Source organism: Streptomyces sp. TOM-9 (assembly GCF_056858595.1).
The window spans coordinates 7,800,293-7,825,849 of sequence record NZ_JBXEQB010000001.1; the positions used below are offsets into that span (position 1 = coordinate 7,800,293).

The window sequence follows — 25,557 nt, forward strand, 5'->3', positions numbered from 1 at the left end:
TGCCCGGAGATCGCGACGGCCGCCGGACGGGGATCCTATCCCGGTCCGTGCCACGGCAAATCGGGTATATGAGCAGTAGCTCCCGACTGGCTCCCGACGCGTGCGAGGAGGCGACGGCCATGGCCCCGTTCAAGGGACGCAAGAAGCATCCGGAGCCCCCGGAGGCCGGGATCAAGCGCAGCTTCGGCTGGGTCGCCGCCCTCGGGGCGGTCCTCGTCGTGGGCGGTCTGGTCGGGCTGTTCTACGTGGGCTTCGCCACCATCACCTCGATGCTGCTCTTCGGCTGGCTGCTGCTGGTCGGCGGCGTCGTCGGCCTGGTCCAGGCGGTGCAGAACCGCAACACCAACTTCTTCTGGCTCGCCCTGGTCGTCGCGGCCCTCTACATCGCCGCCGGGGTCGTCGTGATCCGCAACCCCGAGCAGACGGCGGCCGCCCTCACCATGTTCGCGGCCCTGCTCTTCCTGACCGGCGGGATCTTCCGCCTCTTCGGCGGCATGGTGGTGCGCGGGCCGCACATGGTGTGGACGCTCATCCAGGGCGCGATCGGCATCCTGCTGGCGATCCTGGTCCTGGCCAACTGGCCGGAGAGCAGCCTCTACGTCATCGGCGCCTTCTTCTCCCTGGCGCTGCTCTTCGACGGACTGGGGCTGCTCGGCGCGGGCCTCGGGGGCCGCCGGATCGTCGGAATGGTCGCCGATGCCCGGGACGCCCCGCTGACGCGTCAGTGAACCGGAACCACCGGATCAGTAGGGCTCACCGGCCCGACACGTCCGATCGCCTTGAGTCGGAGGTGGTCGAAAGGTGTGGATTTACGGTCAGCGGCTCGGGGTGGACCCGTCGGCTGCCGACACTCGATCCGTGAGGCGGACCTCGCCGCCGCCGTGGGCGGCCCGCGGGGGCCGCGGGGTGCATCGCGAATGCAAGGGTGAAGACCGCCATGGACGTACGCGGGAGCGTTCCGCCCCCCGATCCGGTGCCCCCGATGGCGCCGGATGTCCCGCGCCCGTACGAGGGCGTGTGGCGCTTCACCGCCCCCGCGCTGGACTCCTCGGTGCCGCAGGCCCGGCACGCGGTACGGGACCTGGTCGTCCGCCAGGGCGTGCCGGTGAGCGAGGAACTGCTGCACGGCCTGCTGCTGATCGTCTCCGAGCTGGTCACCAACGCGGTGCGGCACGCCGCGCTGCTGTCGCCCGAGATCGCCGTGGAGTTCGCCGTCGGCGTGGACTGGGTACGGGTGGCCGTCGAGGACAACCACCCGTACCGGCCCAAGGCCCTGCAGGTCGACGACGCCGACACCGGCGGGCGCGGCCTGCTGCTGGTCAAGACGGTCACCGCCGAGGCGGGCGGGATGTGCGACGTCCAGCAGACGACGACCGGCGGCAAGGTCATCTGGGCCGCGCTCCCGCTGCCGCCCGGCCTGGTGCACTGACCGTACTGACGGGTGTCGACCTCGGCCGGCCGGGGCTACCAGCCCGCGTCGCCCGTCAGCTCGCGCACCGCCGGCAGCGCAGCATCGAGCACGGTCGGGAACCAGGCCGAGAACGGCCCGGCGGCGCGGAGCGCGGCGAGCTCGGCGGGCGACACGAACGCGGTCTCGTCGATCTCCTCCGGATCCGGGTCCAGGGGCGCGGTCACCACGCCGACGAAGAGGTGGTTGTACTCCTGCTCGACCAGCCCCGACGCCGGGTCCGGGTGGTTGTAGCGGACCGTGCCCGCCTCCCGCATCAGGGCGGGCGCCACACCGAGCTCCTCGCCGGTGCGGCGCGCGGCGGCGACGAAGGGCGGTTCGCCCGGGTAGGGGTGGCCGCAGCAGGTGTTCGACCACACGCCGGGGGAGTGGTACTTCCCCGCCGCCCGGCGCTGCAGCAGCAGCCTTCCCTCGCCGTCGAAGAGGAAGACCGAGAACGCACGGTGGAGCCGCCCCGGCGGCAGGTGGGCCGACAGCTTCTCCGCGGTCCCGATCGTCACCCCGGTCTCGTCGACCAGCTCGAGGAGGATCGGCGCCGGGGCACCGTTGGAGGAGGGGTCCGCGGCGGGTGTGCGGGGCCGGTCGGCGGCGGGGCTCGTGGGCATGGCCATCCTTTGCTTCGACGACAAGACCTCAGTTTGCCTCACGCGGGGACACGTCACGTGGTTGCAGCGCGCTCAGGCTTCGTGACACTGCGTCGCACGGCGCGGCGTGCCGTCAGTGGCACAACCGTGCCTCGTGCTCCGCGTGGCCGACCGGCTCCAGCTGGAAGGTGCAGTGCTCCACGTCGAAGTGGGTGCCGAGGCAGCCCTGCAGGTCGTGCAGCATCTTCTCGTGGCCGACCGCGTCCAGGACGTCCCGGCTCACCACGACGTGCGCGGAGAGCACCGGCATCCCCGAGGTGATCGTCCACACGTGCAGGTCGTGCAGCCCGGCCACTCCGGGCAGCGCCAGGATGTGCGCCCGCACGTCGGCCATGTCCACGTCCTTGGGCGCGGCCTCCAGCAGGACGTCGATCGCCTCGCGCAGCAGCTTCCACGTCCGCGGGACGATCATCAGCCCGATCAGGATCGAGGCGACCGGGTCCGCCTGCTGCCAGCCGGTGGCCAGGATCACCAGCGCCGCCACGACGACGGCCAGCGAGCCCAGCGCGTCCGCCATGACCTCCAGGAAGGCACCCCGGACGTTCAGGCTCTCGCGCTGCCCACGCATCAGCAGCAGCAGGGACACCGAGTTCGCCACCAGGCCGATCGCACCGAAGACGACGGTGAGCCCGCCCTCCACCTCGGTGGGCGTGATGAGCCGGCGGACCGCCTCGTAGAAGATGAAGGCGCCCACGCCGAACAGCAGCACCGCGTTGGCCACCGCCGACAGGATCTCGGCGCGCGCCAGCCCGAAGGTGCGGCGCTCGCTCGGCGGGCGGTTGGCGAAGTGGATGGCCACCAGCGCCATCGCGAGGCCCGCCGCGTCGGTCGCCATGTGCCCGGCGTCGGCCAGCAGGGCGAGCGACCCGGTGAGCGCGCTGCCCGTGACCTCGGCCACCAGGATCAGCAGCGTGATGCCGAGCGCCATGCGCAGCCGCCCGCGGTACGCGGCGGCCGCCGTGCCCGTCGGTACGGAACCCGGCCCGTGCGAGTGGCCGTGGCCGTGGCCGTGGCCGTGCGCGTGCCCTGCGCCCATCGCCCGACGCTCCCGTCCGCCGCCTCCACGCGACGGCGTGCCCGCGCGCGGAGACCGGCGAGCCCAGTGAACAACGGTCACCTTCCGTGGGCAACTCGCCGACGGTGGCCGCTGTCAGGTGCTGATCAGCCGCGGTGACCTGCGGCGATGGGGGGGGCGTGACGGCCGTGGGGCGAGCGCCTGTGGTCAGGCGCCGCGCGCCTCCGGGTGGTTCAGGCACCAGCCCTCCCACGCGGACTCCACCATCTCGCGGACGCCGCGGCTCGCCGTCCAGCCCAGTTCCCGGCGGATCAGCGCGGACGAGGCGACCACGCTCGCCGGGTCGCCCGCGCGCCGCGGCATGATCACCGGCGCGACGTCCTTGCGGCCGGTGACCTCGAGGACGACGTCGATCAGCTCCCGGACGGAGACGCCCTCGCCGCGTCCGATGTTCACCGTCAGGTCCGTGCCGCCGTCGCGCCCGCCGACCCGGCGGGCGGCCGCGAGATGGGCGTCGGCGAGGTCCTCGACGTGGATGTAGTCGCGCACGCACGTGCCGTCGGGGGTGGGGTAGTCGTCGCCGAAGATCTGCGGGGCCTCGCCGCGGGTCAGCTTGTCGAAGACCATCGGGACGATGTTGAACACCCCGGTGTCGGCCAGCCGGGGCTCGGCCGCCCCCGCGACGTTGAAGTAGCGCAGGCAGGCGGTGGAGATCCCGTGCGCCCGCCCGGCCGCGCGGACCAGCCACTCGCCGGCCAGCTTGGTCTCGCCGTAGGGGCTCAGCGGCAGGCACGGCGTGGACTCGGTCACCAGCGGCACGTCGGGCAGGCCGTACACGGCGGCGGAGGAGGAGAAGACGAAACGGCCGATCCCCGCGTCCGCCACCGCCTCCAGCAGCGTCCCGAGGCCGCCGAGGTTCTCCCGGTAGTAGCGCAGCGGCTGTTCGACCGACTCGCCGACCTGCTTCCTGGCGGCCAGGTGCACGACGCCCGTGACGCCGTGCTCGGCGATCGCGCGGTCCAGCACGGCGCGGTCCAGGACGGAGCCGGTCACCACGGGGACGTCCGCGGGCACCCGGGCCGGCACACCGGCCGAGCCGTCGTCGAGCACGACCACGCGTTCGCCCGCACCGCTCATCGCCCGCACCACGTGAGATCCGATGAAGCCGGCCCCGCCGGTGATCAACCAAGTCATGGCGCCACCCTAGTGGTTCGGCACGGGAGCGGTTGGGCGTGGACCTGCCGCCTCGGGGTCACCGCGGCCGGGTCACCGGGGCGGGGGCTCGACCCAGTGGGCACGGCGCTCACCGGGGCGGGTTCCGCACGCCAGTGGCGGAAGACCGTCCCCAGGACGATGTCGAGCCGCCCGGTCGCGATCAGTCCCGAGGGCGGCCCGGACACGCCGCGTCGGCCTCGAAGGCGACCAGCACCTCCGCGGTCCCCCGGTATCCCCGGCGACGGCCCGGGCTTCCGCCGCTGTCGGCTCGCGGAACACCGGGTCCGGGAACGCGGACGGGCATTGGACCAGCACCGGGTCACCGAAGACCGTTCCAGGCGGTGGCCGTGGGTGAGGTCGTGGTCGGCGGCCAGAGGCAGCACACCGGCGTTCCACTCGACGCCGCCCCGGTCCCACCACGAGCCCTCGGGCCGTTCGACGACCACCCGGCACCCCTCCCGGAGCGGCCACTCCCCGGCACCCACAGTGACCCCCGAGCCACGGGGCGTACCGGGCGGTTGTCGACGCCCGTGCGATCGACCATGATGATCACGCCCAGCGGCCCACCGCAGGGGAAACGGCCGGTGAACGGAGCCTTCCGGGAATCCGATAGCCTCTGCCGACACGGCCCCGCGGCGCGTCGCACCCTCTGGCGGCGGCGTCCCCGGCAGGCGCCGAGTACTCACGCACGTCCAGGGAGATGAGTCCTTCTGTCGACCGCCATCCTCACCGGTACGCCGGTCGCGATGTCGCCGATCGAGGGCGACCTGCGGACCCTCGGGTTCGAGGTCGTCACCGCGGAGGACGCCGCCTCGCTCGTGGCGAGCCTCCGCGCCGCCCCGGCGGCCGACCGCGTCGCCGTGGTCGACCCGTGCTTCGTCGGGCACCTGCACGCGCTGCGCCTGGGGCTGGTCGATCCGCGTTTCGACGCCTCCGCCGTGCCGGGCGCCGTCTCGGTGCGGCCCGCCGCCCGCCCCGCCCTGCTGCGAGCCCTCGCGGAGACCGGGGACGAGGGCGCGGACGAGGGGGAGACCCTCGCCGACCGGCTCGCCGGGCGCATGGAGAAGGACGGCGTCCACGTGCACCGTCCTGAGCTCGGCGTCCTGATCGCGACCGTACCGGCCGACGCCGCGGGGCGCGCGAGCGCCGAGGCGGCCGTCGCCGCCGTGGACGACGAGGCGGTGCGGCTGCGCAGTGCCGTCAAGTCCCGGGACGGCTTCTTCACCACGTTCTTCATCAGCCCTTACTCCCGCCACATCGCGCGCTGGTGCGCCCGCCGTGGGCTCACCCCGAACCAGGTGACCACCGCCTCGCTGCTGGTGGCCCTGGTCGCGGCCGGCTGCGCGGCCACCGGCACCCGGCCGGGCTTCGTCGCCGCGGGCGTGCTGCTGCTGACGTCCTTCGTCCTGGACTGCGCCGACGGCCAGCTGGCCCGCTACTCGCTGCAGTACTCCACGCTCGGCGCCTGGCTGGACGCGACCTTCGACCGCGCCAAGGAGTACGCGTACTACGCGGGCCTCGCGGTCGGCGCGGCCCGTGGCGGTGACGACGTCTGGGCGCTGGCGCTCGGCGCCATAATGCTGCAGACCTGCCGCCACCTCGTGGACTTCTCCTTCTCCGAGTCCGCCCAGGACGCCGCGACCGGCGCCGGCGCGGCGGCGCTGTCCCGGAAGCTCGACCGCGTCGGCTGGACGGTGTGGCTGCGCCGCATGATCGTGCTGCCCATCGGCGAACGCTGGGCGCTGATCGCGGTGCTCACCGCGGCAACCACGCCGCGCATCACCTTCACCGTGCTCCTCGTCGCCTCCGGACTGGCCGCCTGCTACACGACGGCGGGCCGCGTGCTGCGCTCGGTGCGCGGGGCGACGCATTGCGGCGACGCCGCGGCCCGGGCACTGGCCGACCTCGCGGACACCGGCCCGCTCGGTGAGGGCCTCACGCGTCTCTTCCGGGGCCGCGGCATCCCGGCGGCGGCCCTGCTGGGCGCGGCAGTGATGATCGCCACGTCGCTGCTCGCCCCGGTCGGCAGCCCGTGGCCGCTGGTCGCCGCCGGCTGCTACGCCGTCACGTCGGCCCTCGCCGTCGCGCGGCCGCTCAAGGGAGCCCTCGACTGGATCGTGCCGCCGGTCTTCCGCGCGGCCGAATACGGAACCATCCTGGTGCTCGCGGCGGTCTCCGATGTGAACGGAGCATTGCCCGCGGCTTTCGGGCTGGTGGCCGCGGTCGCCTACCATCACTACGACACGGTCTACCGCATCCGCGGCGGGACCGGTGCGCCCCCTCGGGGCCTGGTCCGCGCGACGGGCGGTCACGAAGGCCGGGCACTGCTGGTCACGGCGGCGTCCGCGGCCCTGGCGCACAACACGGGTTTCACGGTCGCGCTGACGGCTCTCGCCGTCGCGCTGGCGGTGGTGGTGCTCACCGAGAGCATCGGCTTCTGGGTGTCATCACATGCACCCGCTGTACACGACGAAACTGGAGGACCTGCATGATCGGCCTCGTGCTGGCGGCCGGCGCCGGACGGCGACTGCGCCCCTACACCGACACCCTGCCGAAGGCCCTGGTGCCCGTGGACCCGGCGGGTGAGGGGACCACGACCGTGCTGGACCTCACGCTGGGCAACTTCGCCGAGGTCGGCCTGACCGAGGCCGCCATCGTCGTGGGATACCGCAAGGAGGCCGTCTACGAGCGGCAGGCCGAGCTGGAGGCCAAGTACGGCCTGAAGCTCCACCTCGTGGAGAACGACAAGGCCGAGGAGTGGAACAACGCCTACTCCCTGTGGTGCGCCCGTGACGTCATCAAGGAAGGCGTCATCCTCGCCAACGGCGACACCGTGCACCCGGTCTCCGTCGAGAAGACCCTGCTCGCCGCCCGCGGCAACGGGCAGCGCATCGTCCTCGCCCTCGACACGGTGAAGCAGCTCGCCGACGAGGAGATGAAGGTCATCACGGCCGAGGGCAAGGGCGTCCAGCGGATCACCAAGCTGATGGACCCGGCGTCCGCCACCGGTGAGTACATCGGCGTCACCCTCATCGAGGGAGAGGCCGCCGCCGACCTCGCCGACGCGCTGAAGGCCACCTTCGAGCGCGACCCGCAGCTGTACTACGAGGACGGCTACCAGGAGCTGGTCAACCGCGGCTTCCAGGTCGACGTCGCCCCCATCGGCGAGGTCTCCTGGGTCGAGATCGACAACCACGACGACCTGAACCGTGCCCGGGAGATCGCGTGCCGGTACTGACGAGGCTCATCCCCTCGCCGGTCGTCGTCGACATCCGTGCCGGAGCCCTGGACGACCTGGCGACCGTACTCGCCGACCAGCGCATCTCCAGTTCCGGCAGGCTGGCCATCGCGATAAGCAGCGGTTCGGGGGCCCTCCTGCGGGCGCGGCTCGCCCCGGCGCTGCCGGGCGCGGACTGGTACGAGGTCGCGGGCGGTTCCATCGACGGCGCGGTGAAGCTCGCCGACGCCATGCGCGGCAACCGCTACGACGCGGTGGTCGGGCTCGGCGGCGGCAAGATCATCGACGCCGCCAAGTACGCCGCCGCGCGCGTCGGCCTGCCGCTGGTGGCGGTGGCGACCAACCTCTCGCACGACGGCATCTGCTCGCCGGTGTCCACCCTGGACAACGACAACGGCCGCGGCTCCTACGGCGTGCCGACCCCGATCGGGCTCGTCATCGACCTGGACGTGATCCGCGAGGCCCCGGTCCGCTACGTGCGCTCCGGCATCGGCGACGCCCTGTCCAACATCTCGGCGATCGCGGACTGGGAGCTGTCCCACCGCGAGACCGGTGAGCCGATCGACGGGCTGGCCGCCGCCATGGCGCGCACCGCCGGCGAATCGGTGCTGCGGCACCCCGGCGGCACGGGTGAGGACGAGTTCCTGACCGTGCTGTCCGAGGCGCTGGTGCTCACCGGCATCGCGATGTCGATCAGCGGCGACAGCCGCCCCGCCTCCGGGGCGTGCCACGAGATCAGCCACGCGATCGACCTGCTGTACCCCAAGCGGGCCGCCGCCCACGGCGAGCAGGTCGGCATCGGCGCCGCCTTCGCGATGTTCCTGCGTGGCGCCGAGGAGGAGGCGGGCCTCTTCGCGGAGGTGCTGCACCGCCACGGGCTGCCCACGACGCCGGGTGAAATCGGCTTCACCGAGGCCGAGTTCGTCACGGCCGTCGAATACGCTCCGCAGACCCGCCCCGGGCGTTACACGATCCTGGAGCACCTGGAGCTCTCCACCGACCAGATCAGGGACGCATACGCCGACTATGCCAAAACCATCGGTAGCTGAGCTGCGGCCGGTCGTTCACCCCTCGGGGCTGAAGGACCGGCGCAGCGGTGAGCACTGGGCCGGGCGCATCTACATGCGGGAGATCTCGCTGCGCTGGACCCGGCACCTCGTCAACAGCCGGGTGACCCCCAACCAGCTCACGTACCTCATGATCGTCGCGGGCATCGCGGCCGGCGCGGCGCTGCTCGTGCCCGGCCTGCCCGGCGCCGTCGCCGGCGCGCTGCTGATCCAGCTGTACCTGCTGCTGGACTGCGTCGACGGCGAGGTCGCGCGCTGGCGCAAGCAGACCTCGATCACCGGCGTCTACCTCGACCGGGTGGGGCACTACCTGTCCGAGGCGGCGCTGCTGGTCGGCTTCGGGCTGCGCGCGGCCGACCTCTTCCACCGCGACGGCGCCACCACCCAGTGGGGCTGGGCGTTCCTCGGGACGCTGGCCGCGCTCGGCGCGATCCTGATCAAGGCCGAGACGGACCTGGTGGACGTGGCCCGCGCCCGCAGCGGCCTGTCCGCCGTCCAGGACGAGGCCTCCGTGCCCCGGTCCTCCGGACTGGCGCTGGCCCGCAAGGCCGCGGCCGCGCTGAAGTTCCACCGGCTGGTGGGCGGTGTCGAGGCCTCGCTGCTGATCCTCGCCGCCGGTGTCGCGGACTTCGTCCACGGCGACCTGCTCTTCACCCGCATCGCCGTCTGCCTCCTGGCCGCCATCGCCGTGCTGCAGACGCTGCTGCACCTGGTGTCGATCCTCGCGTCGAGCAGGCTGAGGTGAGCGCCGTGGGGACGTCGGCCGGAACGATCCGCCTCGGCGCGGTGATCATCACCATGGGCAACCGCCCCGAGGAACTGCGCGACCTGCTGGACTCGGTCGCCAAGCAGCGCGGCCCGGCGATCGAGGTCGCCGTGGTCGGCAACGGTTCACCGCTGCCCGAGCTGCCCGCCGGGGTGCGGGCCGTCGAGCTGCCCGAGAACCTGGGCATCCCCGGCGGCCGCAACGTCGGCATCGAGGCCTTCGGCCCCGCTGGCGGCGAGGTGGACGTCCTGCTCTTCCTGGACGACGACGGACTGCTGCCGAACGAGGACACCGCGGAGCTGGTCCGTGAGGCCTTCGCCGCGGACCCGCGGCTCGGCATCGTCAGTTTCCGGATCGCCGACCCGGAGTCCGGGACCACCCAGCGCCGCCACGTCCCCCGGCTGCGGGCCTCCGACCCCCTGCGCTCCTCGCGCGTGACCACCTTCCTCGGCGGTGCCAACGCGGTGCGCACGGAGGTCTTCCGGGAGGTCGGCGGGCTGCCCGACGAGTTCTTCTACGCCCACGAGGAGACCGACCTCGCCTGGCGGGCCCTCGACGCGGGCTGGATGATCGACTACCGCGCGGACATGGTGCTGTTCCACCCGCTGACCGCTCCGAGCCGGCACGCGGTCTACCACCGGATGGTGGCCCGCAACCGCGTGTGGCTGGCCCGCCGCAACCTGCCCTGGGCCCTGGTCCCCGTCTACCTCGGCGTGTGGATGCTGCTGACCCTGCTGCGCAGACCCTCGGGCCCCGCGCTGAGAGCGTGGTTCGGCGGTTTCAAGGAGGGCTGGACGACCCCGAGCGGCCCGCGCCGGCCCATGCGGTGGCGGACCGTGTGGCGTCTCGCCCGACTGGGCCGGCCCCCCATCATCTGACAAGCTCGGAAATGAGTGACCCCGCGCGACGGGCCCGGCCCGTGGCGCGCCAAGAGGACGAAAGTGTCAACTGTGAGCGAGACAACGCACGGCGGTGCGGTCGCCGTGGGCCCGGTGCCCCCGGCGGGCGGCGGCCTCACGCCGTCCCAGCTGGCGGCCAAGTACGGCCTGTCCGTCAGCGGCGCCCGGCCGGGTCTCGGCGAGTACGTACGGCAGCTGTGGAGCCGCCGTCACTTCATCTCGGCGTTCGCCCGGGCCCGCGTGTCGGCCCAGTACACCCAGGCCCGCCTGGGCCAGCTGTGGCAGGTGCTGACGCCGCTGCTCAACGCGGCCGTCTACTACTTCATCTTCGGCCTGCTGCTGGGCACCGACCGCGGTGTCGACAACTTCATCGCCTTCCTGGTCACCGGCGTCTTCATCTTCACCTTCACCCAGTCCTCGGTGCTGGCGGGGGTGCGCGCCGTCTCGGGCAACCTCGGGCTGATCCGCGCGCTGCACTTCCCGCGGGCGAGCCTGCCGATCGCCTTCACCCTGGTCCAGCTGCAGCAGCTGCTGATGTCGATGTTCGTGCTGCTGGCGATCGTGCTGATGACCGGCGAGGTGCCCGGGCCGTCGTGGGTCCTCGTCGCGCCCGCGCTCGTCCTGCAGTGCGTCTTCAACGCGGGCCTGGCGCTGGTGATGGCGCGGCTCGGCAGCAAGATGACCGACCTCGCGCAGCTGATGCCGTTCATCCTGCGGACCTGGATGTACGCCTCCGGTGTCATGTACAGCATCAGCCACTTCGCGGCGGGTGCGCCGACCGCGGTCAAGATCGCCCTGGACGTCAACCCGGCGGCCGTCTACATCGACCTCATGCGCTTCGCGCTGATCGACAGCTTCACCTCCGAGCAGCTGCCCCCGCACGTGTGGGCGCTGGCGCTCGGCTGGGCCCTGGTCATGGGCGTCGGGGGCTTCGTCTACTTCTGGAAGGCCGAGGAGAGGTACGGCCGTGGCTGAGCACAACGAGACCGCCGAGGGCGGCGAGCGCGTCCCCACCGTGATCGTGGACGACCTGCACATCGTGTACCGGGTGCACGGCGCCGGCAGCAGCAAGGGCAGTGCCGTCGGCGCACTGTCCCGTCTGGTCACCCGCAAGGGCGATCCGAACGTCCGCAAGGTACACGCCGTGCGCGGCGTCAGCTTCACCGCCTACCGGGGCGAGGCGATCGGGCTGATCGGCTCCAACGGCTCGGGCAAGTCCACCATGCTGCGCGCCATCGCGGGCCTGCTGCCCGCGGAGAGCGGCAAGGTGTACACCGAAGGGCAGCCCTCGCTGCTCGGCGTGAACGCCGCCCTGATGAACGACCTGACCGGCGAGCGCAACGTCATCCTCGGCGGTCTCGCGATGGGCATGTCGCAGGACGAGGTGCGGGAGCGCTACGACTCGATCGTGGAGTTCTCCGGCATCAACGAGAAGGGCGACTTCATCTCCCTCCCGATGCGGACGTACTCCTCCGGCATGGCGGCCCGGCTGCGCTTCTCGATCGCCGCGGCCAAGAGCCACGACGTCCTGATGATCGACGAGGCGCTCGCCACCGGTGACCGCTCGTTCCAGAAGCGCTCCGAGGCGCGGATCCGCGAGCTGCGCAAGGAGGCCGGCACGGTCTTCCTGGTCAGCCACAACAACAAGTCGATCCGCGACACCTGCGACCGCGTGCTGTGGCTGGAGAAGGGCGAGCTGCGCATGGACGGCCCCACGGACGTCGTGCTGAAGGCGTACGAGGAGTTCACCTCGAAGTGACCCCGCAGGCCGGCCCGCGCCCCCGACGGGAGGCGCGGGCCGGCGCACGTCCCGGGCGGTCCGCCGAACTCTCCCGCTCCCGCGTGGTGTTCGCCCGCGCCCGGCCACGGCCGCGACGGTGGCCGCCCACCCGGCGCGGATCCCTTCGTCCGGGACGCCGGCGGGTGCCCGTACGGATACGCCAAGTGAGTGGGCGCGCGCCCGGCGCATCCGCGGCGCGCGGACCACGGGGCGAATGAGGCCGATGATTTTCCCGGGATTTTGCGAGACACCGGGGACGGAAACCCACGGTTTGTGCGTTGCTGCTTTCGGATCCACATCGGTCCGCCCCCCGGCGCACGCCGGAGCGGGTCCGCGCCGTAAGCTGTAGCGGTACTCAATCGCCGGATCTCGGGCGATACGTCCGGAGAGTCGGTTCGAGTGCCGGGACAGCCAGGAGCAGGAATTATAGGAGCGGCGTGTCCGAAATTGGGTGTAATGGGCTATCGGTGTAGAACGGGGGATGTGACGGCAATGGCTCTGTGGACCCCTGGGGAGAAAACACCCACCGCCCGCACACCGGGACGTCCACGGTGACCGGTCTCAAGCCCGAGGCGCGGGCTGGCACGGCGCCGGATCCCCATTCACGTGCCGTCCTCGACAAGGCGGCCCGCGAGAACTTCCCCGTCGCACCCTTCTTCGTCCCGCGTTCCTGGCGCGCCGACCTGATGGCCGTCTACGGCTTCGCCCGGCTCGTCGACGACATCGGCGACGGGGACCTGGCCGACGGCGGCCGCACGGACGCGGTACGGCTGGGGCTGCCCGCGGAGGCGGCCGAGGACCGCCTCGCCATGCTCGACGCCTTCGAGGCGGACCTGCGCCGGGTCTTCGACGCCGGCCCCGACGACGTCCGCCACCCACTGCTGCGCGCCCTGCAGCCCACCGTCCGGCGCCACGGCCTCACGCCCGCGCCCTTCCTCGGCCTCGTCGAGGCCAACCGCCAGGACCAGGTCGTCCGCCGCTACGCCACCTACGAGGACCTCCTCGCCTACTGCGAGCTGTCGGCGAACCCGGTCGGCCGCCTCGTGCTCGGCATCACCGGCACCGCCACACCCGAGCGGATCCGCCGCTCGGACGCGATCTGCACCGCACTGCAGATCGTCGAGCATCTCCAGGACGTGGCCGAGGACCTCGGCCGCGACCGCATCTACCTGCCCGCCGAGGACATGAAGCGCTTCGGCGTCACCGAAACCGATCTCACCGCCGCGAACGCAGGCGCACAGGTGCGCGCACTGGTTGCGTACGAAGCGGAACGCGCCCGAGACCTCCTGAATGAAGGCACCCCCTTGGTGGGTAGCGTCCACGGCAGGCTCAGGCTGTTGCTCGCCGGGTTCGCCGGAGGAGGCCGCGCCGCCCTGCGGGCGATCGCGGACGCGGGGTACGACGTGCTGCCGGGTCCGCCCAAGGCGGGCACGTTCAGCCTGCTGCGCGAGGTGGGGTCGACATTGCGAAGAGAGGGGTGAGCCGGACCGTGAACGGCTCCGATCGCATGTCCGGACCGGTACTCGCGGCCTACCGCTACTGCGAGGTCGTCACCGGCCACGAGGCCCGGAACTTCGCCTACGGCATCCGGCTGCTGCCCACCCCCAAGCGACAGGCCATGTCCGCCCTGTACGCCTTCTCCCGGCGGGTGGACGACATCGGCGACGGCGACCTCGACCTCCCCGAGAAGCAGCAGCGGCTCGACGGGACCCGGGCGCTGCTCACCCGGGTCCGGGAGGGCGCCGTCACCGAGGACGACACCGACCCGGTGGCCGTCGCGCTCGCCGACGCCGCCCGCCGGTTCCCGCTCCCGCTCGGCGGGCTCGACGAGCTGATCGACGGCGTGCAGATGGACCTGCGCGGCGACACCTACGAGACCTGGGACGATCTCGCCTCCTACTGCCGGTGCGTCGCCGGCGCCATCGGCCGGCTCTCGCTCGGCGTCTTCGGCACCGTGCCCGGCGCGCCTGGCCGGGAGCGCGCCGCGGAGTACGCGGACACCCTGGGGCTCGCCCTGCAACTCACCAACATCCTGCGGGACCTGCGCGAGGACGCCTCCAACGGGCGCACCTACCTGCCCGCCGAGGACCTCGCGAAGTTCGGCTGTTCCGGCGGGTTCCTCACCGACACCCCGCCGCCGGGGTCCGACTTCGCGGGCCTGGTCGAGTTCGAGGTCAAGCGGGCCCGCGCCCTGTTCGCCGAGGGGTACCGGCTGCTGCCCATGCTGGACCGCCGCAGCGGCGCCTGCGTCTCCGCCATGGCCGGCATCTACCGCCGCCTCCTGGAGCGCATCGCCGCCGACCCCGAGGCCGTCCTCCGCGGCCGGGTCTCGCTGCCCGGTCACCAGAAGGCGTACGTCGCGGCGCGCGGCCTCGCCGGTCTCGACGCCCGACGTGCCGCCAGGAGGCGCGTGTGACGCCCGCTCCACCGGCCGCGGGCCCCTTCCCCCGCACCGGCAAAAGCACCGCAACCGGCACGGGAGCGGCAGCCTCGCGGAAAACCGCCGTTTTCCGCCGCCGTGAGGCAACCGCCGTCGTGCCGGAGGCGTCACTGTCGGCAATGGTGCGCCGCGCCGTGCGCGGCAGCACCCGGGGGAGGACGCATGGCTGAGCGCACGGCCGTCGTGATCGGCGGCGGGCTCGCGGGCACGACGGCGGCGCTGGCACTGGCCGACGCCGGGCTCCGCGTCACCCTGCTCGAGGCCCGGCCCCGCCTCGGCGGGCTCGCCTTCTCCTTCCGGCGCGGCGCCCTGACCGTCGACAACGGCCAGCACGTCTTCCTTCGGTGCTGCGTCGCCTACCTGCGGTTCCTGGAACGCATCGACGCGGCCGACCTCGTCACCCTCCAGGACCGGCTCGACGTGCCGGTGCTCGACGTGGCCACCCCCCGGCCCCGGCTCGGCCGGCTGCGCCGCGCGGGGCTGCCCGTACCGCTGCACCTGGCCGCCAGCCTGGCCACCTACCCGCACCTGTCCCTGGGCGAGCGCGCGTCCGTCGGGCGGGCCGCGCTCGCGCTGCGCTCGCTCGACCCCACCGACCCGGCGCTGGACGCCGTCGACTTCGGCAGCTGGCTGCGCGAGCACGGCCAGTCGGCCCGCACCGTCGAGGCACTGTGGGACCTGGTCGGCGTCGCGACGCTCAACGCCACGGCCGACGAGGCGTCACTGGGCCTGGCCGCCATGGTCTTCAAGACCGGGCTGCTCTCCGCGCCGGGCGCGGCGGACATCGGCTGGGCCGCCCGCCCGCTCGGCGAGCTGCACGACGACCGCGCCCGCACGGCCCTGGACAAGGCGGGCGTGCGCACCCTGCTGCGCACCCGCGCCACCTCGCTCACCCGCACGGACGCGCCCGAGCCGGTACGGTCCGTTGACGGCGGCTCCGGGGAGGGCGGACCGGTCTGGGAGGTCGAGGCCGAGACCGGACCGGGGCGTGCCGAGCGCTTCACGGCCGACGCCGTCGTGCTGGCCGTGCCCCAGCAGGAAGCCCACGGGCTGCTGCCCGCCGGGGCCCTGGCGGACCAGGACGCGCTGCTGCGCATCGGCACCGCTCCGATCCTCAACGTGCACGTCGTGTACGACCGCACGGTCCTGCGGCAGCCCTTCCTCGCCGCCCTCGGCAGCCCCGTGCAGTGGGTCTTCGACCGTACGGAGCACTCCGGCCTGACCGGTGAGGGCCAGTACGTCGCCCTGTCCCAGTCGGCGGCCCAGGAGGAGATCGACCTCCCCGTGGCCGAGCTGCGGGCGCGCTACCTGCCGGAGCTGGAGCGGTTGCTCCCGGCCGCGCGTGAGGCCGCCGTACTGGACTTCTTCGTCACCAGGGAACGGACCGCGACCTTCGCGCCCGCCCCCGGTGTCGGCGCCCTCCGCCCGGGTCCCCGTACCCGCGCGCAGGGCGTCTGGCTCGCCGGCGCGTGGACCGCCACCGGCTGGCCCGCGACGATGGAAAGCGCGGTCCGCAGCGGTTTGCAAGCCTCCCGAGCAGCTTTGACCGCACTCCGCCATCCCTTCGACCCACGTACCTTCGCAATCGAAGGCCTGGAGCCGGTATGAGCATGACCAGTGCAATCAGAGGAGAGAATGTGACCGCTGGCAACGAGCAGATGACCGCGGGCGTCGACAGAGAGACCGTGACCGTGCTGCTGGAGCGCGGCCGCGAGCTGTCCACGCCGGTGCTGCGCGCCGCCGTGGACCGCCTCGCACCCCCGATGGACACCGTCGCCGCCTACCACTTCGGATGGATCGACGCCGCGGGCAACCCGTCCCACGGCGACAGCGGCAAGGCCGTGCGCCCCGCACTCGCACTGCTGTCCGCTGAGGCGGCGGGCGCCGCCCCCGAGGTGGGCGTCCCCGGCGCGGTCGCCGTGGAGCTGGTGCACAACTTCTCCCTGCTGCACGACGACCTGATGGACGGTGACGAGCAGCGCCGCCACCGCGACACGGTGTGGAAGGTGCACGGTCCCGCCCAGGCCATCCTGGTCGGCGACGCGCTCTTCGCCCTCGCCAACGAGATCCTGCTGGAGCAGGGCACCGTCGAGGCCGGCCGGGCCACCCGCCGGATCACCACCGCCACCCGCAAGCTGATCGACGGTCAGGCCCAGGACATCTCCTTCGAGCACCGCGAGCGGGTCACCGTCGAGGAGTGCCTGGAGATGGAGGGCAACAAGACCGGCGCCCTGCTGGCCTGCGCCTGCTCCATCGGCGCGGTGCTGGGCGGCGCCTCCGAGGCCGACGCGGACGCCCTGGAGGAGTACGGCTACCACCTCGGCCTGGCCTTCCAGGCCGTCGACGACCTGCTGGGCATCTGGGGCGACCCGGCCGCCACCGGCAAGCAGACCTGGAGCGACCTGCGCCAGCGCAAGAAGTCCCTGCCGGTGGTCGCGGCGCTGGCCGCGGGCGGCTCGGCCTCGCAGCGCCTGGCCGAACTCCTGGCCGCGGATGCGAAGGCCGCGGATTCATCGGACCGTAATGACATCGAGTCCTTCGACGAGGAAGAGTTCGCGACCAGGGCGGCGTTGATCGAGGAGGCCGGGGGCCGGGAGTGGACCTCCCGGGAAGCCCGCCGGCAGTACGCCACCGCGATCGCCGCACTCGACAAAATGGACATGCCGGGAGAAGTTCGCCGTAAGCTCGTGGGCCTGGCGGATTTCGTGGTGGTTCGCGAGAAGTAGGGAAACAACTGGAGCGCAGTACGTCGCCGGCCGGGCGCGCGTGACGGCCGACGGCAGCCCCAACACCGCAGACGGAACGACTGTGCAAAGGGGAAGCCATGACAGCGACGACCGACGGCGGTCCCGGGGGCGAGGCGGCCCGCGGGACACCCTCGGCCAGAACGAAGACCTCGGGCGCGATTCCGGAACCGGCGTCAGTTCCCTGGCCCGGCGGCAGCACCGGAACGACCGAGGAGCTCGCGGCCGAGGCCGCGCGCCGGGCCACCGGCCACCTGCTGGCGCGTCAGCATCCCGACGGCTGGTGGAAGGGCGACCTCGAGACCAACGTGACGATGGACGCCGAGGACCTGCTGCTCCGTCAGTTCCTCGGCATCCAGGACGAACGGGTCGTCGGGGCCGCCGCCCGCTGGATCAGGTCCCAGCAGCGCGACGACGGCGCCTGGGCCACCTTCCACGGGGGGCCGCGCGACCTCTCGGCCACCGTCGAGGCCTACGTCGCGCTGCGGCTCGCCGGTGACGCCCCGGAGGAGCCGTGGATGGCCGCCGCCTCGGCCTTCGTCCGCGAGCAGGGCGGCATCGCGCGGTCACGGGTCTTCACCCGGATCTGGCTCGCGCTGTTCGGCTGGTGGCGCTGGGACGACCTCCCGGAGCTGCCGCCCGAGCTCATCTACCTGCCCAAGTGGGTCCCGCTCAACATCTACTCCTTCGCCAGCTGGGCCCGGCAGACCATCGTGCCGCTGACGATCGTCGGCGCCCACCGGCCCGTACGACCCGCCCCGTTCACCCTCGACGAGCTGCACACCGACCCCGCGCGGCCCAATCCGCCGGTCCCGCGGGCACCGCTGTCCAGCTGGGACGGGTTCTTCCAGCGGGTCGACCGGGCCCTGCACGCCTACCGCAAGGTCACCGTCCGTCCGCTGCGCCGTGCCGCGATGCGCTCGGCGGCGCGCTGGATCATCGAACGCCAGGAGAACGACGGCTGCTTCGGCGGCATCCAGCCGCCCGCCGTCTACTCCGTCATCGCGCTCCACCTGCTCGGCTACGACCTCGACCACCCCGTGCTGCGCGCCGGACTCAAGGCGCTGGACGACTTCGCGGTCTGGCCGGACAAGGACACGCGGATGATCGAGGCGTGCCAGTCCCCGGTCTGGGACACCTGTCTGGCGACCATCGCGCTGGCCGACGCGGGCGTCCCCGCCGACGACCCGGCGCTGGTCAAGGCGGTGGACTGGATGCTGGGGGAGCAGATCACCAAGCGCGGCGACTGGGCCGTGCAGCGGCCCGGTCTGCCCTCCGGTGGCTGGGCGTTCGAGTTCCAGAACGACACCTACCCCGACATCGACGACACCGCCGAGGTGGTCCTCGCCCTGATCAGGGTCGACCACCCGGACCCGGAGCGGGTGAAGGCCTCGGTCGACCGCGGGGTGCGCTGGAACGTCGGGATGCAGTCGAAGAACGGCGCCTGGGGCGCCTTCGACGCCGACAACACCAGCGCCTTCCCCAACCGGCTGCCCTTCTGCGACTTCGGCGAGGTCATCGACCCGCCGTCGGCCGACGTCACGGCCCACGTGGTCGAGATGCTGGCCGCCCTCGGCCTGGAGCACGACCCGCACACCCGGCGCGGGATCGACTGGCTGCTCGCCGAACAGGAGCGCAACGGCGCCTGGTTCGGCCGCTGGGGCGTCAACTACATCTACGGCACCGGATCGGTGGTCCCGGCCCTCGTCGCGGCCGGCCTCCCCGCGGGCCACCCCGCGATCCGGCGGGCGGTGGGCTGGCTGGAGTCCGTCCAGAACGAGGACGGCGGCTGGGGCGAGGACCTGCGCTCCTACTCCTCCGACGAGTGGGTCGGCCGCGGCGAGTCCACCGCCTCCCAGACGGCCTGGGCCCTGCTGGCCCTGCTGTCGGCCGGCGAACGCGAGGGCGAGGCCGTACGGCGCGGGGTGCGCTGGCTGGCCCGGACCCAGAAGGAGGACGGGTCCTGGGACGAGCCGTACTTCACCGGCACCGGCTTCCCCCGGGACTTCTCCATCAACTACCACCTCTACCGGATGGTCTTCCCGCTCACCGCCCTCGGGCGCTATGTGCACGGCGAGCCGTTCGGCGGGCTACGGAAGGGGGCCTGATGGGGCCGGCCGGCCCACCTCTGCTCATCGTCTGCGCGCTACGGGTGGAACGGTTCGCCCTGCGCGGCGGCGACCGCAGCCACGCCGCGGGCCCGATCGCCTTCGTGCGCACGGGCATGGGGCCCCAGGCCGCCGAACGTGCCGTCACCGCCGCGCTGCACGACCCCGCCCTGGACGGGGCGGCGGTCCTCACCACCGGCTTCTGCGCCGGGCTGGCCCCCGGGATGCGGCCGGGCGACGTGGTCGTCGCCGACGAGCCGCGTGACGGGGAATCACTCGCCGCCGCCCTCAAGGCGGCGGGACACACCGTGCACGTCGGCCGGCTCGCCGAGTCGGACCACGTCGTACGGGGCCCGGAGCGGGCGGCGCTCCGGGCCACCGGTGCCGTCGCCGTCGACATGGAGTCGGCGGCGATGATGCGGGCCGCGCTCGCCCGGGGTCCACGCCCGGTCGCCGCGGCCCGCGTGGTCGTCGACACGCCCGAGTTCGAGCTCGTGCGGGTCGGCACGCTCCGCACGGGGATCACCGCTTTCCGCGTGCTGAGGGACCTGCTTCCTGCCTTTCTCGATTGGCACCGCTCTACCACGCTCCCCTGGAGGTGAGCTAGATGGCCATGCCACTCCGACAGTCCATCAGGGTCGGCACCTACCTCTTCGAACAGAAAATGCTCCGCAGGCGCGAGAAGTTCCCGCTCATCGTCGAACTCGAGCCGCTCTTCGCGTGCAACCTGAAGTGCGAGGGCTGCGGAAAGATCCAGCACCCGGCGGGTGTGCTGAAGCAGCGCATGCCGGTGGCGCAGGCCGTCGGCGCCGTCCTCGAATCGGGCGCGCCGATGGTGTCGATCGCCGGCGGCGAACCGCTGATGCACCCTCAGATCGACGAGATCGTGCGGCAACTGGTGGCGAAGCGGAAGTACGTCTTCCTCTGCACCAACGCCATGCTGCTGCGCAAGAAGATGGACAACTTCACCCCCTCGCCCTACTTCGCCTTCGCCGTGCACATCGACGGACTGCGCGAGCGGCACGACGAGTCGGTCGCCAAGGAAGGCGTCTTCGACGAGGCGGTGGAGGCGATCAAGGAGGCAAAGCGACGCGGATTCCGGGTCACCACCAATTCGACCTTCTTCAACACCGACACCCCGCAGACCATCATCGAGGTGCTCAACTTCCTCAATGACGACCTGCAGGTCGACGAGATGATGATCTCGCCGGCCTACGCCTACGAGAAGGCTCCCGACCAGGAGCACTTCCTGGGCGTGGAACAGACCCGGGAACTGTTCAAGAAGGCCTTCTCGGGCGGCAACCGGAAGAAGTGGCGGCTCAACCACAGCCCCCTCTTCCTGGACTTCCTCGAAGGCAAGGTCGACTTCCCCTGCACCGCCTGGGCGATCCCCAACTACTCCCTGTTCGGCTGGCAGCGCCCCTGCTACCTGATGAGCGACGGTTACGTGACCACGTACAAGGAGCTCGTCGAGGACACCGACTGGAGCAAGTACGGCCGCGGCAAGGACCCGCGCTGCGCCAACTGCATGGCGCACTGCGGCTACGAGCCGACCGCCGTCCTGGCCACGATGACCTCCCTCAAGGAGTCCATCAGGGCCACCCGGGAGACCATCGCCGGCAACCGCGGGAAGTGACGTCGCGATGACAGCTGTCGAGCCCGTCCAGCTCGGCCTGCCCTCCGTGCCGGCCCGGCCGCTCGCGGAGCGCCGCCGTTCGCGGCGCATCCAGGTCGGGTCGGTGGCGGTGGGCGGCGACGCCCCCGTCTCCGTCCAGTCCATGACGACCACGCTCACCGCCGACGTCAACGCGACCCTGCAGCAGATCGCCGAACTGACCGCGGCGGGCTGCCAGATCGTCCGGGTCGCCTGCCCCTCGCAGGACGACGCGGACGCGCTGCCGCAGATCGCGAGGAAGTCGCAGATCCCGGTGATCGCGGACATCCACTTCCAGCCGAAGTACGTGTTCGCGGCGATCGACGCGGGCTGTGCGGCGGTGCGGGTGAACCCGGGCAACATCCGGCAGTTCGACGACAAGGTGAAGGAGATCGCCAAGGCGGCCTCCGAGGCGGGTGTGCCGATCCGGATCGGGGTGAACGCCGGGTCGCTGGACAGGCGCCTGCTGGAGAAGTACGGCAAGGCCACCCCGGAGGCGCTGGTGGAGTCGGCGCTGTGGGAGTGCTCGCTGTTCGAGGAGCACGGCTTCAGGGACATCAAGATCTCGGTGAAGCACAACGACCCGGTGGTGATGGTCAACGCGTACCGCCTGCTGGCGGCGCAGTGCGACTACCCGCTGCACCTGGGCGTGACCGAGGCGGGTCCGGCGTTCCAGGGCACGATCAAGTCGGCGGTGGCGTTCGGTGCGCTGCTGAGCGAGGGCATCGGGGACACGATCCGGGTCTCGCTGTCGGCTCCTCCGGCGGAGGAGGTCAAGGTCGGCATCCAGATCCTGGAGTCGCTGAACCTGCGGCAGCGGCGGCTGGAGATCGTCTCGTGCCCGTCGTGCGGTCGTGCGCAGGTGGACGTGTACAAGCTGGCGGACCAGGTGACGGCGGGCCTGGAGGGCATGGAGGTGCCGCTGCGGGTCGCGGTGATGGGCTGTGTCGTCAACGGTCCGGGTGAGGCGCGCGAGGCGGACCTGGGGGTGGCCTCGGGCAACGGCAAGGGGCAGATCTTCGTCAAGGGCGAGGTCATCAAGACCGTGCCGGAGTCGAAGATCGTGGAGACCCTCATCGAAGAGGCCATGAAGCTCGCCGAGCGCATGCAGGCCGACGGAGTGCCGTCAGGAGAGCCCCAGATCAGTGTGAGCTAAAGCGAAACAATCCCCGGCAGGGGAGCGAGGTGGGAAAGTGTCGCTGCTCGAGAACATCCGTGGTCCACGCGACCTGAAGGCCCTTCCGCCGGAGCGGCTGGGCGAACTCGCCGTGGAGATCCGTGAATTCCTGGTGCAGGCGGTGGCCAGGACCGGGGGGCACCTGGGACCCAATCTGGGCGTGGTCGAGCTGACGGTCGCCCTGCACCGGGTCTTCGACTCGCCGGCCGACCGCATCCTGTGGGACACGGGTCACCAGTCCTACGTCCACAAGATCCTGACCGGCCGTCAGGACTTCTCCAAACTGCGCGGCAAGGGGGGCCTGTCCGGCTACCCCTCGCGCGCCGAGTCCGAGCACGACGTCATCGAGAACAGCCACGCCTCCACGGTGCTCGGCTGGGCCGACGGCCTGGCCAAGGCCAACCAGGTGCTCGGCCGGCAGGACCACGTCGTGGCCGTGATCGGGGACGGTGCGCTCACCGGCGGCATGGCCTGGGAGGCGCTGAACAACATCGCCGCCGCCAAGGACCGTCCGCTGATCATCGTCGTCAACGACAACGAGCGCTCCTACGCCCCCACCATCGGCGGCCTCGCCAACCACCTGGCCACCCTGCGCACCACCGACGGCTACGAGCGCTTCCTGGCCTGGGGCAAGCAGGTGCTCCAGCAGACGCCCGTGGTCGGCAAGCCGCTGTACGAGTCCCTGCACGGCGCCAAGAAGGGCTTCAAGGACGCCTTCGCCCCGCAGGGCATGTTCGAGGACCTGGGGCTGAAGTACCTCGGCCCGATCGACGGCCACGACGTGACCGCGGTCGAGTCGGCGCTGCGCCGGGCCCGGCGCTTCCACGGCCCCGTCCTCGTGCACTGCCTCACCGAGAAGGGCCGCGGCTACGCCTTCGCCGAGCGCGACGAGGCGGACCGCTTCCACGCCGTGGGCGCCATGGACCCGCTCACCTGCGAACCGCTCACCCCGTCGAGCGGCCCGAAGTGGACCTCGGTCTTCGGCAACGAGATGGTCCGGATCGGCGCCGAGCGCCCGGAGGTCGTGGCGATCACGGCGGCCATGCTGCAGCCGGTCGGGCTGGAGAAGTTCGCCAAGGCCTTCCCGCGCCGCGTCTACGACGTCGGGATCGCCGAGCAGCACGCGGCGGTCTCGGCGGCGGGCCTGGCGACCGGTGGCCTGCACCCGGTGGTCGCCGTGTACGCGACCTTCCTCAACCGCGCCTTCGACCAGGTCCTGATGGACGTCGCGCTGCACAAGTGCGGTGTCACCTTCGTGCTGGACCGGGCGGGCGTCACCGGCGACGACGGCGCCTCGCACAACGGCATGTGGGACATGTCGATCCTCCAGGTCGTCCCGGGCCTGCGGATCGCCGCCCCGCGCGACGCCGACCAACTGCGCGCCCAGCTCCGCGAGGCGATCGACGTCGACGACGCGCCCACCGTCGTCCGCTTCCCCAAGGAGACCGTCGGCGAGGCCCTGCCGGCCATCGACCGGGTCGGCGGCATGGACGTCCTGCACCGCGGCGACCGGCCGGACGTGCTGATGGTGTCCGTCGGTGCCCTGGGCTCGGTCTCCCTGGCCGCGGCCGCCCTGCTCCGCGAACGCGGCGTCGGCGTCACGGTCGTCGACCCCCGCTGGGTCAAGCCGCTCGACGCGGAGCTGCCCGCGCTCGCCGCCCGGCACCGCATGGTGGCCGTCATCGAGGACAACGGCCGTGCCGGGGGCGTGGGTTCCGCGGTGGCGCAGGCCCTGCGTGACGCGGAGACCGACGTGCCGGTCCGGGACTTCGGCATCCCGCAGCAGTTCCTGGCGCACGCCAAGCGCGGCGAGGTGCTGGCCGACATCGGGCTCACCCCCGCCGAGATCGCCGGCCGGATCGGGGCCACCTTGACCCGTCTCGCGGTGAACGAGCAGCACCCGAACGAGAGGCACGTGAGCGATGACACCGCCCGAACCTGAGCCCAAGGGGTTCGACCTGGCGACGCTGCTGGCCGAGCGCGGAGCCGAGCGCTACGACCTGCACGCCAGGTACCTCAACCACCAGTTGCCGCGCATGCTGCACACCATCGGCTTCGACAAGGTCTACGAGCGGGCCGAGGGCGCGTACTTCTGGGACGACGAGGGCCGGGACTACCTCGACATGCTCGCCGGCTTCGGGGTGATGGGCCTGGGCCGCCACCACCCCGTGGTCCGCAAGGCGCTGCACGACGTCCTGGACGCCGGGCTGGCCGACCTCACCCGCTTCGACTGCCAGCCGTTGCCGGGCCTGCTCGCGGAGAAGCTGCTGTCGTACGCGCCGGGGCTCGACCGGGTGTTCTTCGGCAACAGCGGCACCGAGGCCGTCGAGACGGCCCTGAAGTTCGCCCGTTACGCCACCGGCAGGCCCCGCGTGCTCTACTGCGACCACGCGTTCCACGGGCTGACCACCGGCTCGCTCTCCGTCAACGGCGAGGGCGGCTTCCGCGAGGGCTTCGACCCGCTGCTCCCCGACACCGCCGTGCCCCTGGGCGACCTGGCGGCCCTGGAGCGGGAGCTGGCCAAGGGCGACGTGGCCGCGCTGATCGTCGAGCCGATCCAGGGCAAGGGCGTGCACGCCGCGCCGCCCGGTTACCTGCGGGCGGCGCAGGAGCTGCTGCACCGGCACAAGGCGCTGCTCGTCGCCGACGAGGTGCAGACCGGCATCGGCCGCACCGGCGACTTCTTCGCGTACCGGCACGAGGAGGGCGTCGAGCCGGACCTGGTGTGCGTGGCCAAGGCGCTGTCGGGCGGCTACGTGCCGGTGGGAGCCACCCTCGGCAAGGACTGGATCTTCAAGAAGGTCTACTCGTCCATGGACCGGGTGCTGGTGCACTCCGCCAGCTTCGGCTCCAACGCCCAGGCCATGGCCGCGGGGCTGGCCACCCTCACGGTGATGGAGGACGAGAAGGTCGTCGCCAACGCGCGGGCCACCGGGGACCTGCTCCGCGAGCGTCTGGCCGCCCTCGTCGACCGCTACGAGCTGCTGCACGAGGTCCGCGGCCGGGGCCTGATGATCGGCATCGAGTTCGGCCGGCCGAAGTCGCTGGGGCTGCGCAGCCGCTGGACGATGCTGCAGGCGGCCCGCAAGGGCCTGTTCGCGCAGATGGTGGTCGTGCCGCTGCTGCAGCGGCACCGTATCCTCACCCAGGTCTCGGGGGACCACCTGGAAGTGATCAAGCTGATCCCGCCGCTGGTCATCGGGGAGCGCGAGGTGGACCGTTTCGTGGACGCCTTCACCGCCGTGATGGACGACGCACACGGCGGCGGTGGCCTGATGTGGGAGTTCGGCAGGACACTGGTGAAGCAGGCCGTCGCCAACCGCTGACCCGGGCCCGCGTCCG

At 72.1% G+C, this 25,557-nt stretch carries 22 protein-coding genes; 19 read left to right on the plus strand and 3 right to left on the minus strand.

The window, feature by feature from the left end; all coding sequences use genetic code 11:
* Nucleotides 1-119: 119 nt before the first annotated feature.
* The gene (locus AC1VWI_RS35945; RefSeq protein ID WP_499515188.1) at nucleotides 120-728 is read left to right on the plus strand and encodes an HdeD family acid-resistance protein; all 609 of its coding nucleotides are present in this window, start codon (nucleotides 120-122) and stop codon (nucleotides 726-728) included.
* 254 nt (nucleotides 729-982) lie between these two features.
* Complete coding sequence (locus AC1VWI_RS35950) at nucleotides 983-1,429, plus strand: ATP-binding protein (RefSeq protein ID WP_499515189.1); 447 nt, start codon at nucleotides 983-985, stop codon at nucleotides 1,427-1,429.
* A gap of 35 nt (nucleotides 1,430-1,464) precedes the next feature.
* Here the strand turns inward: AC1VWI_RS35950 and idi are convergent, their stop codons facing one another.
* From idi to galE, 3 genes are all read right to left on the minus strand, one after another.
* Nucleotides 1,465-2,073: an isopentenyl-diphosphate Delta-isomerase gene (gene idi / locus AC1VWI_RS35955; protein ID WP_499515190.1), complete on the minus strand. Its 609-nt coding sequence runs from the start codon at nucleotides 2,071-2,073 to the stop codon at nucleotides 1,465-1,467.
* A 112-nt stretch (nucleotides 2,074-2,185) separates the two neighbouring features.
* A complete protein-coding gene (locus AC1VWI_RS35960; protein WP_499515191.1) occupies nucleotides 2,186-3,148 on the minus strand; it encodes a cation diffusion facilitator family transporter in 963 nt (320 codons plus the stop codon).
* A gap of 186 nt (nucleotides 3,149-3,334) precedes the next feature.
* Complete coding sequence (gene galE / locus AC1VWI_RS35965) at nucleotides 3,335-4,321, minus strand: UDP-glucose 4-epimerase GalE (RefSeq protein WP_499515192.1); 987 nt, start codon at nucleotides 4,319-4,321, stop codon at nucleotides 3,335-3,337.
* 731 nt (nucleotides 4,322-5,052) lie between these two features.
* Between galE and AC1VWI_RS35970 the strand changes: the two genes are divergently transcribed.
* From AC1VWI_RS35970 to AC1VWI_RS36050, 17 genes are all read left to right on the plus strand, one after another.
* On the plus strand, nucleotides 5,053-6,834 hold the full coding sequence (locus tag AC1VWI_RS35970) for a DUF5941 domain-containing protein (RefSeq protein WP_499516997.1): 1,782 nt from the start codon (nucleotides 5,053-5,055) through the stop codon (nucleotides 6,832-6,834).
* Nucleotides 6,831-7,580 (plus strand): phosphocholine cytidylyltransferase family protein, encoded by a 750-nt coding sequence (locus tag AC1VWI_RS35975; RefSeq protein WP_499515193.1) that lies wholly within the window; start codon nucleotides 6,831-6,833, stop codon nucleotides 7,578-7,580. Before AC1VWI_RS35970 ends, AC1VWI_RS35975 begins: the two co-directional genes overlap by 4 nt.
* Nucleotides 7,568-8,629, plus strand: a complete 1,062-nt coding sequence (locus AC1VWI_RS35980; protein WP_499515194.1) for an iron-containing alcohol dehydrogenase family protein — start codon at nucleotides 7,568-7,570, stop codon at nucleotides 8,627-8,629. Before AC1VWI_RS35975 ends, AC1VWI_RS35980 begins: the two co-directional genes overlap by 13 nt.
* Complete coding sequence (locus tag AC1VWI_RS35985; RefSeq protein WP_499515195.1) at nucleotides 8,607-9,392, plus strand: CDP-alcohol phosphatidyltransferase family protein; 786 nt, start codon at nucleotides 8,607-8,609, stop codon at nucleotides 9,390-9,392. Before AC1VWI_RS35980 ends, AC1VWI_RS35985 begins: the two co-directional genes overlap by 23 nt.
* Nucleotides 9,393-9,445: 53 nt before the next feature.
* Nucleotides 9,446-10,291, plus strand: a complete 846-nt coding sequence (locus AC1VWI_RS35990) for a glycosyltransferase family 2 protein (protein WP_499516998.1) — start codon at nucleotides 9,446-9,448, stop codon at nucleotides 10,289-10,291.
* 72 nt (nucleotides 10,292-10,363) lie between these two features.
* Nucleotides 10,364-11,287 carry an ABC transporter permease gene (locus AC1VWI_RS35995; RefSeq protein ID WP_499515196.1) on the plus strand — a complete coding sequence of 308 codons (924 nt, stop codon included), beginning with the start codon at nucleotides 10,364-10,366 and terminating at the stop codon, nucleotides 11,285-11,287.
* The gene (locus tag AC1VWI_RS36000) at nucleotides 11,280-12,071 is read left to right on the plus strand and encodes an ABC transporter ATP-binding protein (protein WP_499515197.1); all 792 of its coding nucleotides are present in this window, start codon (nucleotides 11,280-11,282) and stop codon (nucleotides 12,069-12,071) included. Before AC1VWI_RS35995 ends, AC1VWI_RS36000 begins: the two co-directional genes overlap by 8 nt.
* Nucleotides 12,072-12,643: 572 nt before the next feature.
* Nucleotides 12,644-13,573: a squalene synthase HpnC gene (gene hpnC, locus AC1VWI_RS36005; protein WP_499515198.1), complete on the plus strand. Its 930-nt coding sequence runs from the start codon at nucleotides 12,644-12,646 to the stop codon at nucleotides 13,571-13,573.
* A 26-nt stretch (nucleotides 13,574-13,599) separates the two neighbouring features.
* Nucleotides 13,600-14,508 (plus strand): presqualene diphosphate synthase HpnD, encoded by a 909-nt coding sequence (gene hpnD / locus AC1VWI_RS36010; protein ID WP_499515199.1) that lies wholly within the window; start codon nucleotides 13,600-13,602, stop codon nucleotides 14,506-14,508.
* A gap of 186 nt (nucleotides 14,509-14,694) precedes the next feature.
* Nucleotides 14,695-16,140, plus strand: a complete 1,446-nt coding sequence (hpnE, locus tag AC1VWI_RS36015; protein ID WP_499515200.1) for a hydroxysqualene dehydroxylase HpnE — start codon at nucleotides 14,695-14,697, stop codon at nucleotides 16,138-16,140.
* Nucleotides 16,137-17,258, plus strand: a complete 1,122-nt coding sequence (locus AC1VWI_RS36020; RefSeq protein ID WP_499515201.1) for a polyprenyl synthetase family protein — start codon at nucleotides 16,137-16,139, stop codon at nucleotides 17,256-17,258. The genes hpnE and AC1VWI_RS36020 overlap by 4 nt, the downstream gene beginning before the upstream one ends.
* 98 nt (nucleotides 17,259-17,356) lie before the next feature.
* Nucleotides 17,357-19,384 carry a squalene--hopene cyclase gene (gene shc, locus AC1VWI_RS36025; RefSeq protein ID WP_499515202.1) on the plus strand — a complete coding sequence of 676 codons (2,028 nt, stop codon included), beginning with the start codon at nucleotides 17,357-17,359 and terminating at the stop codon, nucleotides 19,382-19,384.
* Nucleotides 19,384-19,986 (plus strand): phosphorylase family protein, encoded by a 603-nt coding sequence (locus AC1VWI_RS36030; protein WP_499515203.1) that lies wholly within the window; start codon nucleotides 19,384-19,386, stop codon nucleotides 19,984-19,986. Before shc ends, AC1VWI_RS36030 begins: the two co-directional genes overlap by 1 nt.
* Nucleotides 19,987-19,991: 5 nt before the next feature.
* Complete coding sequence (hpnH, locus tag AC1VWI_RS36035) at nucleotides 19,992-21,020, plus strand: adenosyl-hopene transferase HpnH (protein WP_499515204.1); 1,029 nt, start codon at nucleotides 19,992-19,994, stop codon at nucleotides 21,018-21,020.
* A 7-nt stretch (nucleotides 21,021-21,027) separates the two neighbouring features.
* A complete protein-coding gene (ispG, locus tag AC1VWI_RS36040) occupies nucleotides 21,028-22,194 on the plus strand; it encodes a flavodoxin-dependent (E)-4-hydroxy-3-methylbut-2-enyl-diphosphate synthase (protein WP_499515205.1) in 1,167 nt (388 codons plus the stop codon).
* A gap of 37 nt (nucleotides 22,195-22,231) precedes the next feature.
* Entirely contained in the window at nucleotides 22,232-24,157 is a 1,926-nt protein-coding gene (gene dxs, locus AC1VWI_RS36045) for a 1-deoxy-D-xylulose-5-phosphate synthase (RefSeq protein WP_499515206.1), read from the plus strand.
* Nucleotides 24,138-25,541, plus strand: a complete 1,404-nt coding sequence (locus AC1VWI_RS36050) for an aspartate aminotransferase family protein (RefSeq protein WP_499515207.1) — start codon at nucleotides 24,138-24,140, stop codon at nucleotides 25,539-25,541. The genes dxs and AC1VWI_RS36050 overlap by 20 nt, the downstream gene beginning before the upstream one ends.
* Nucleotides 25,542-25,557 lie beyond the last annotated feature (16 nt).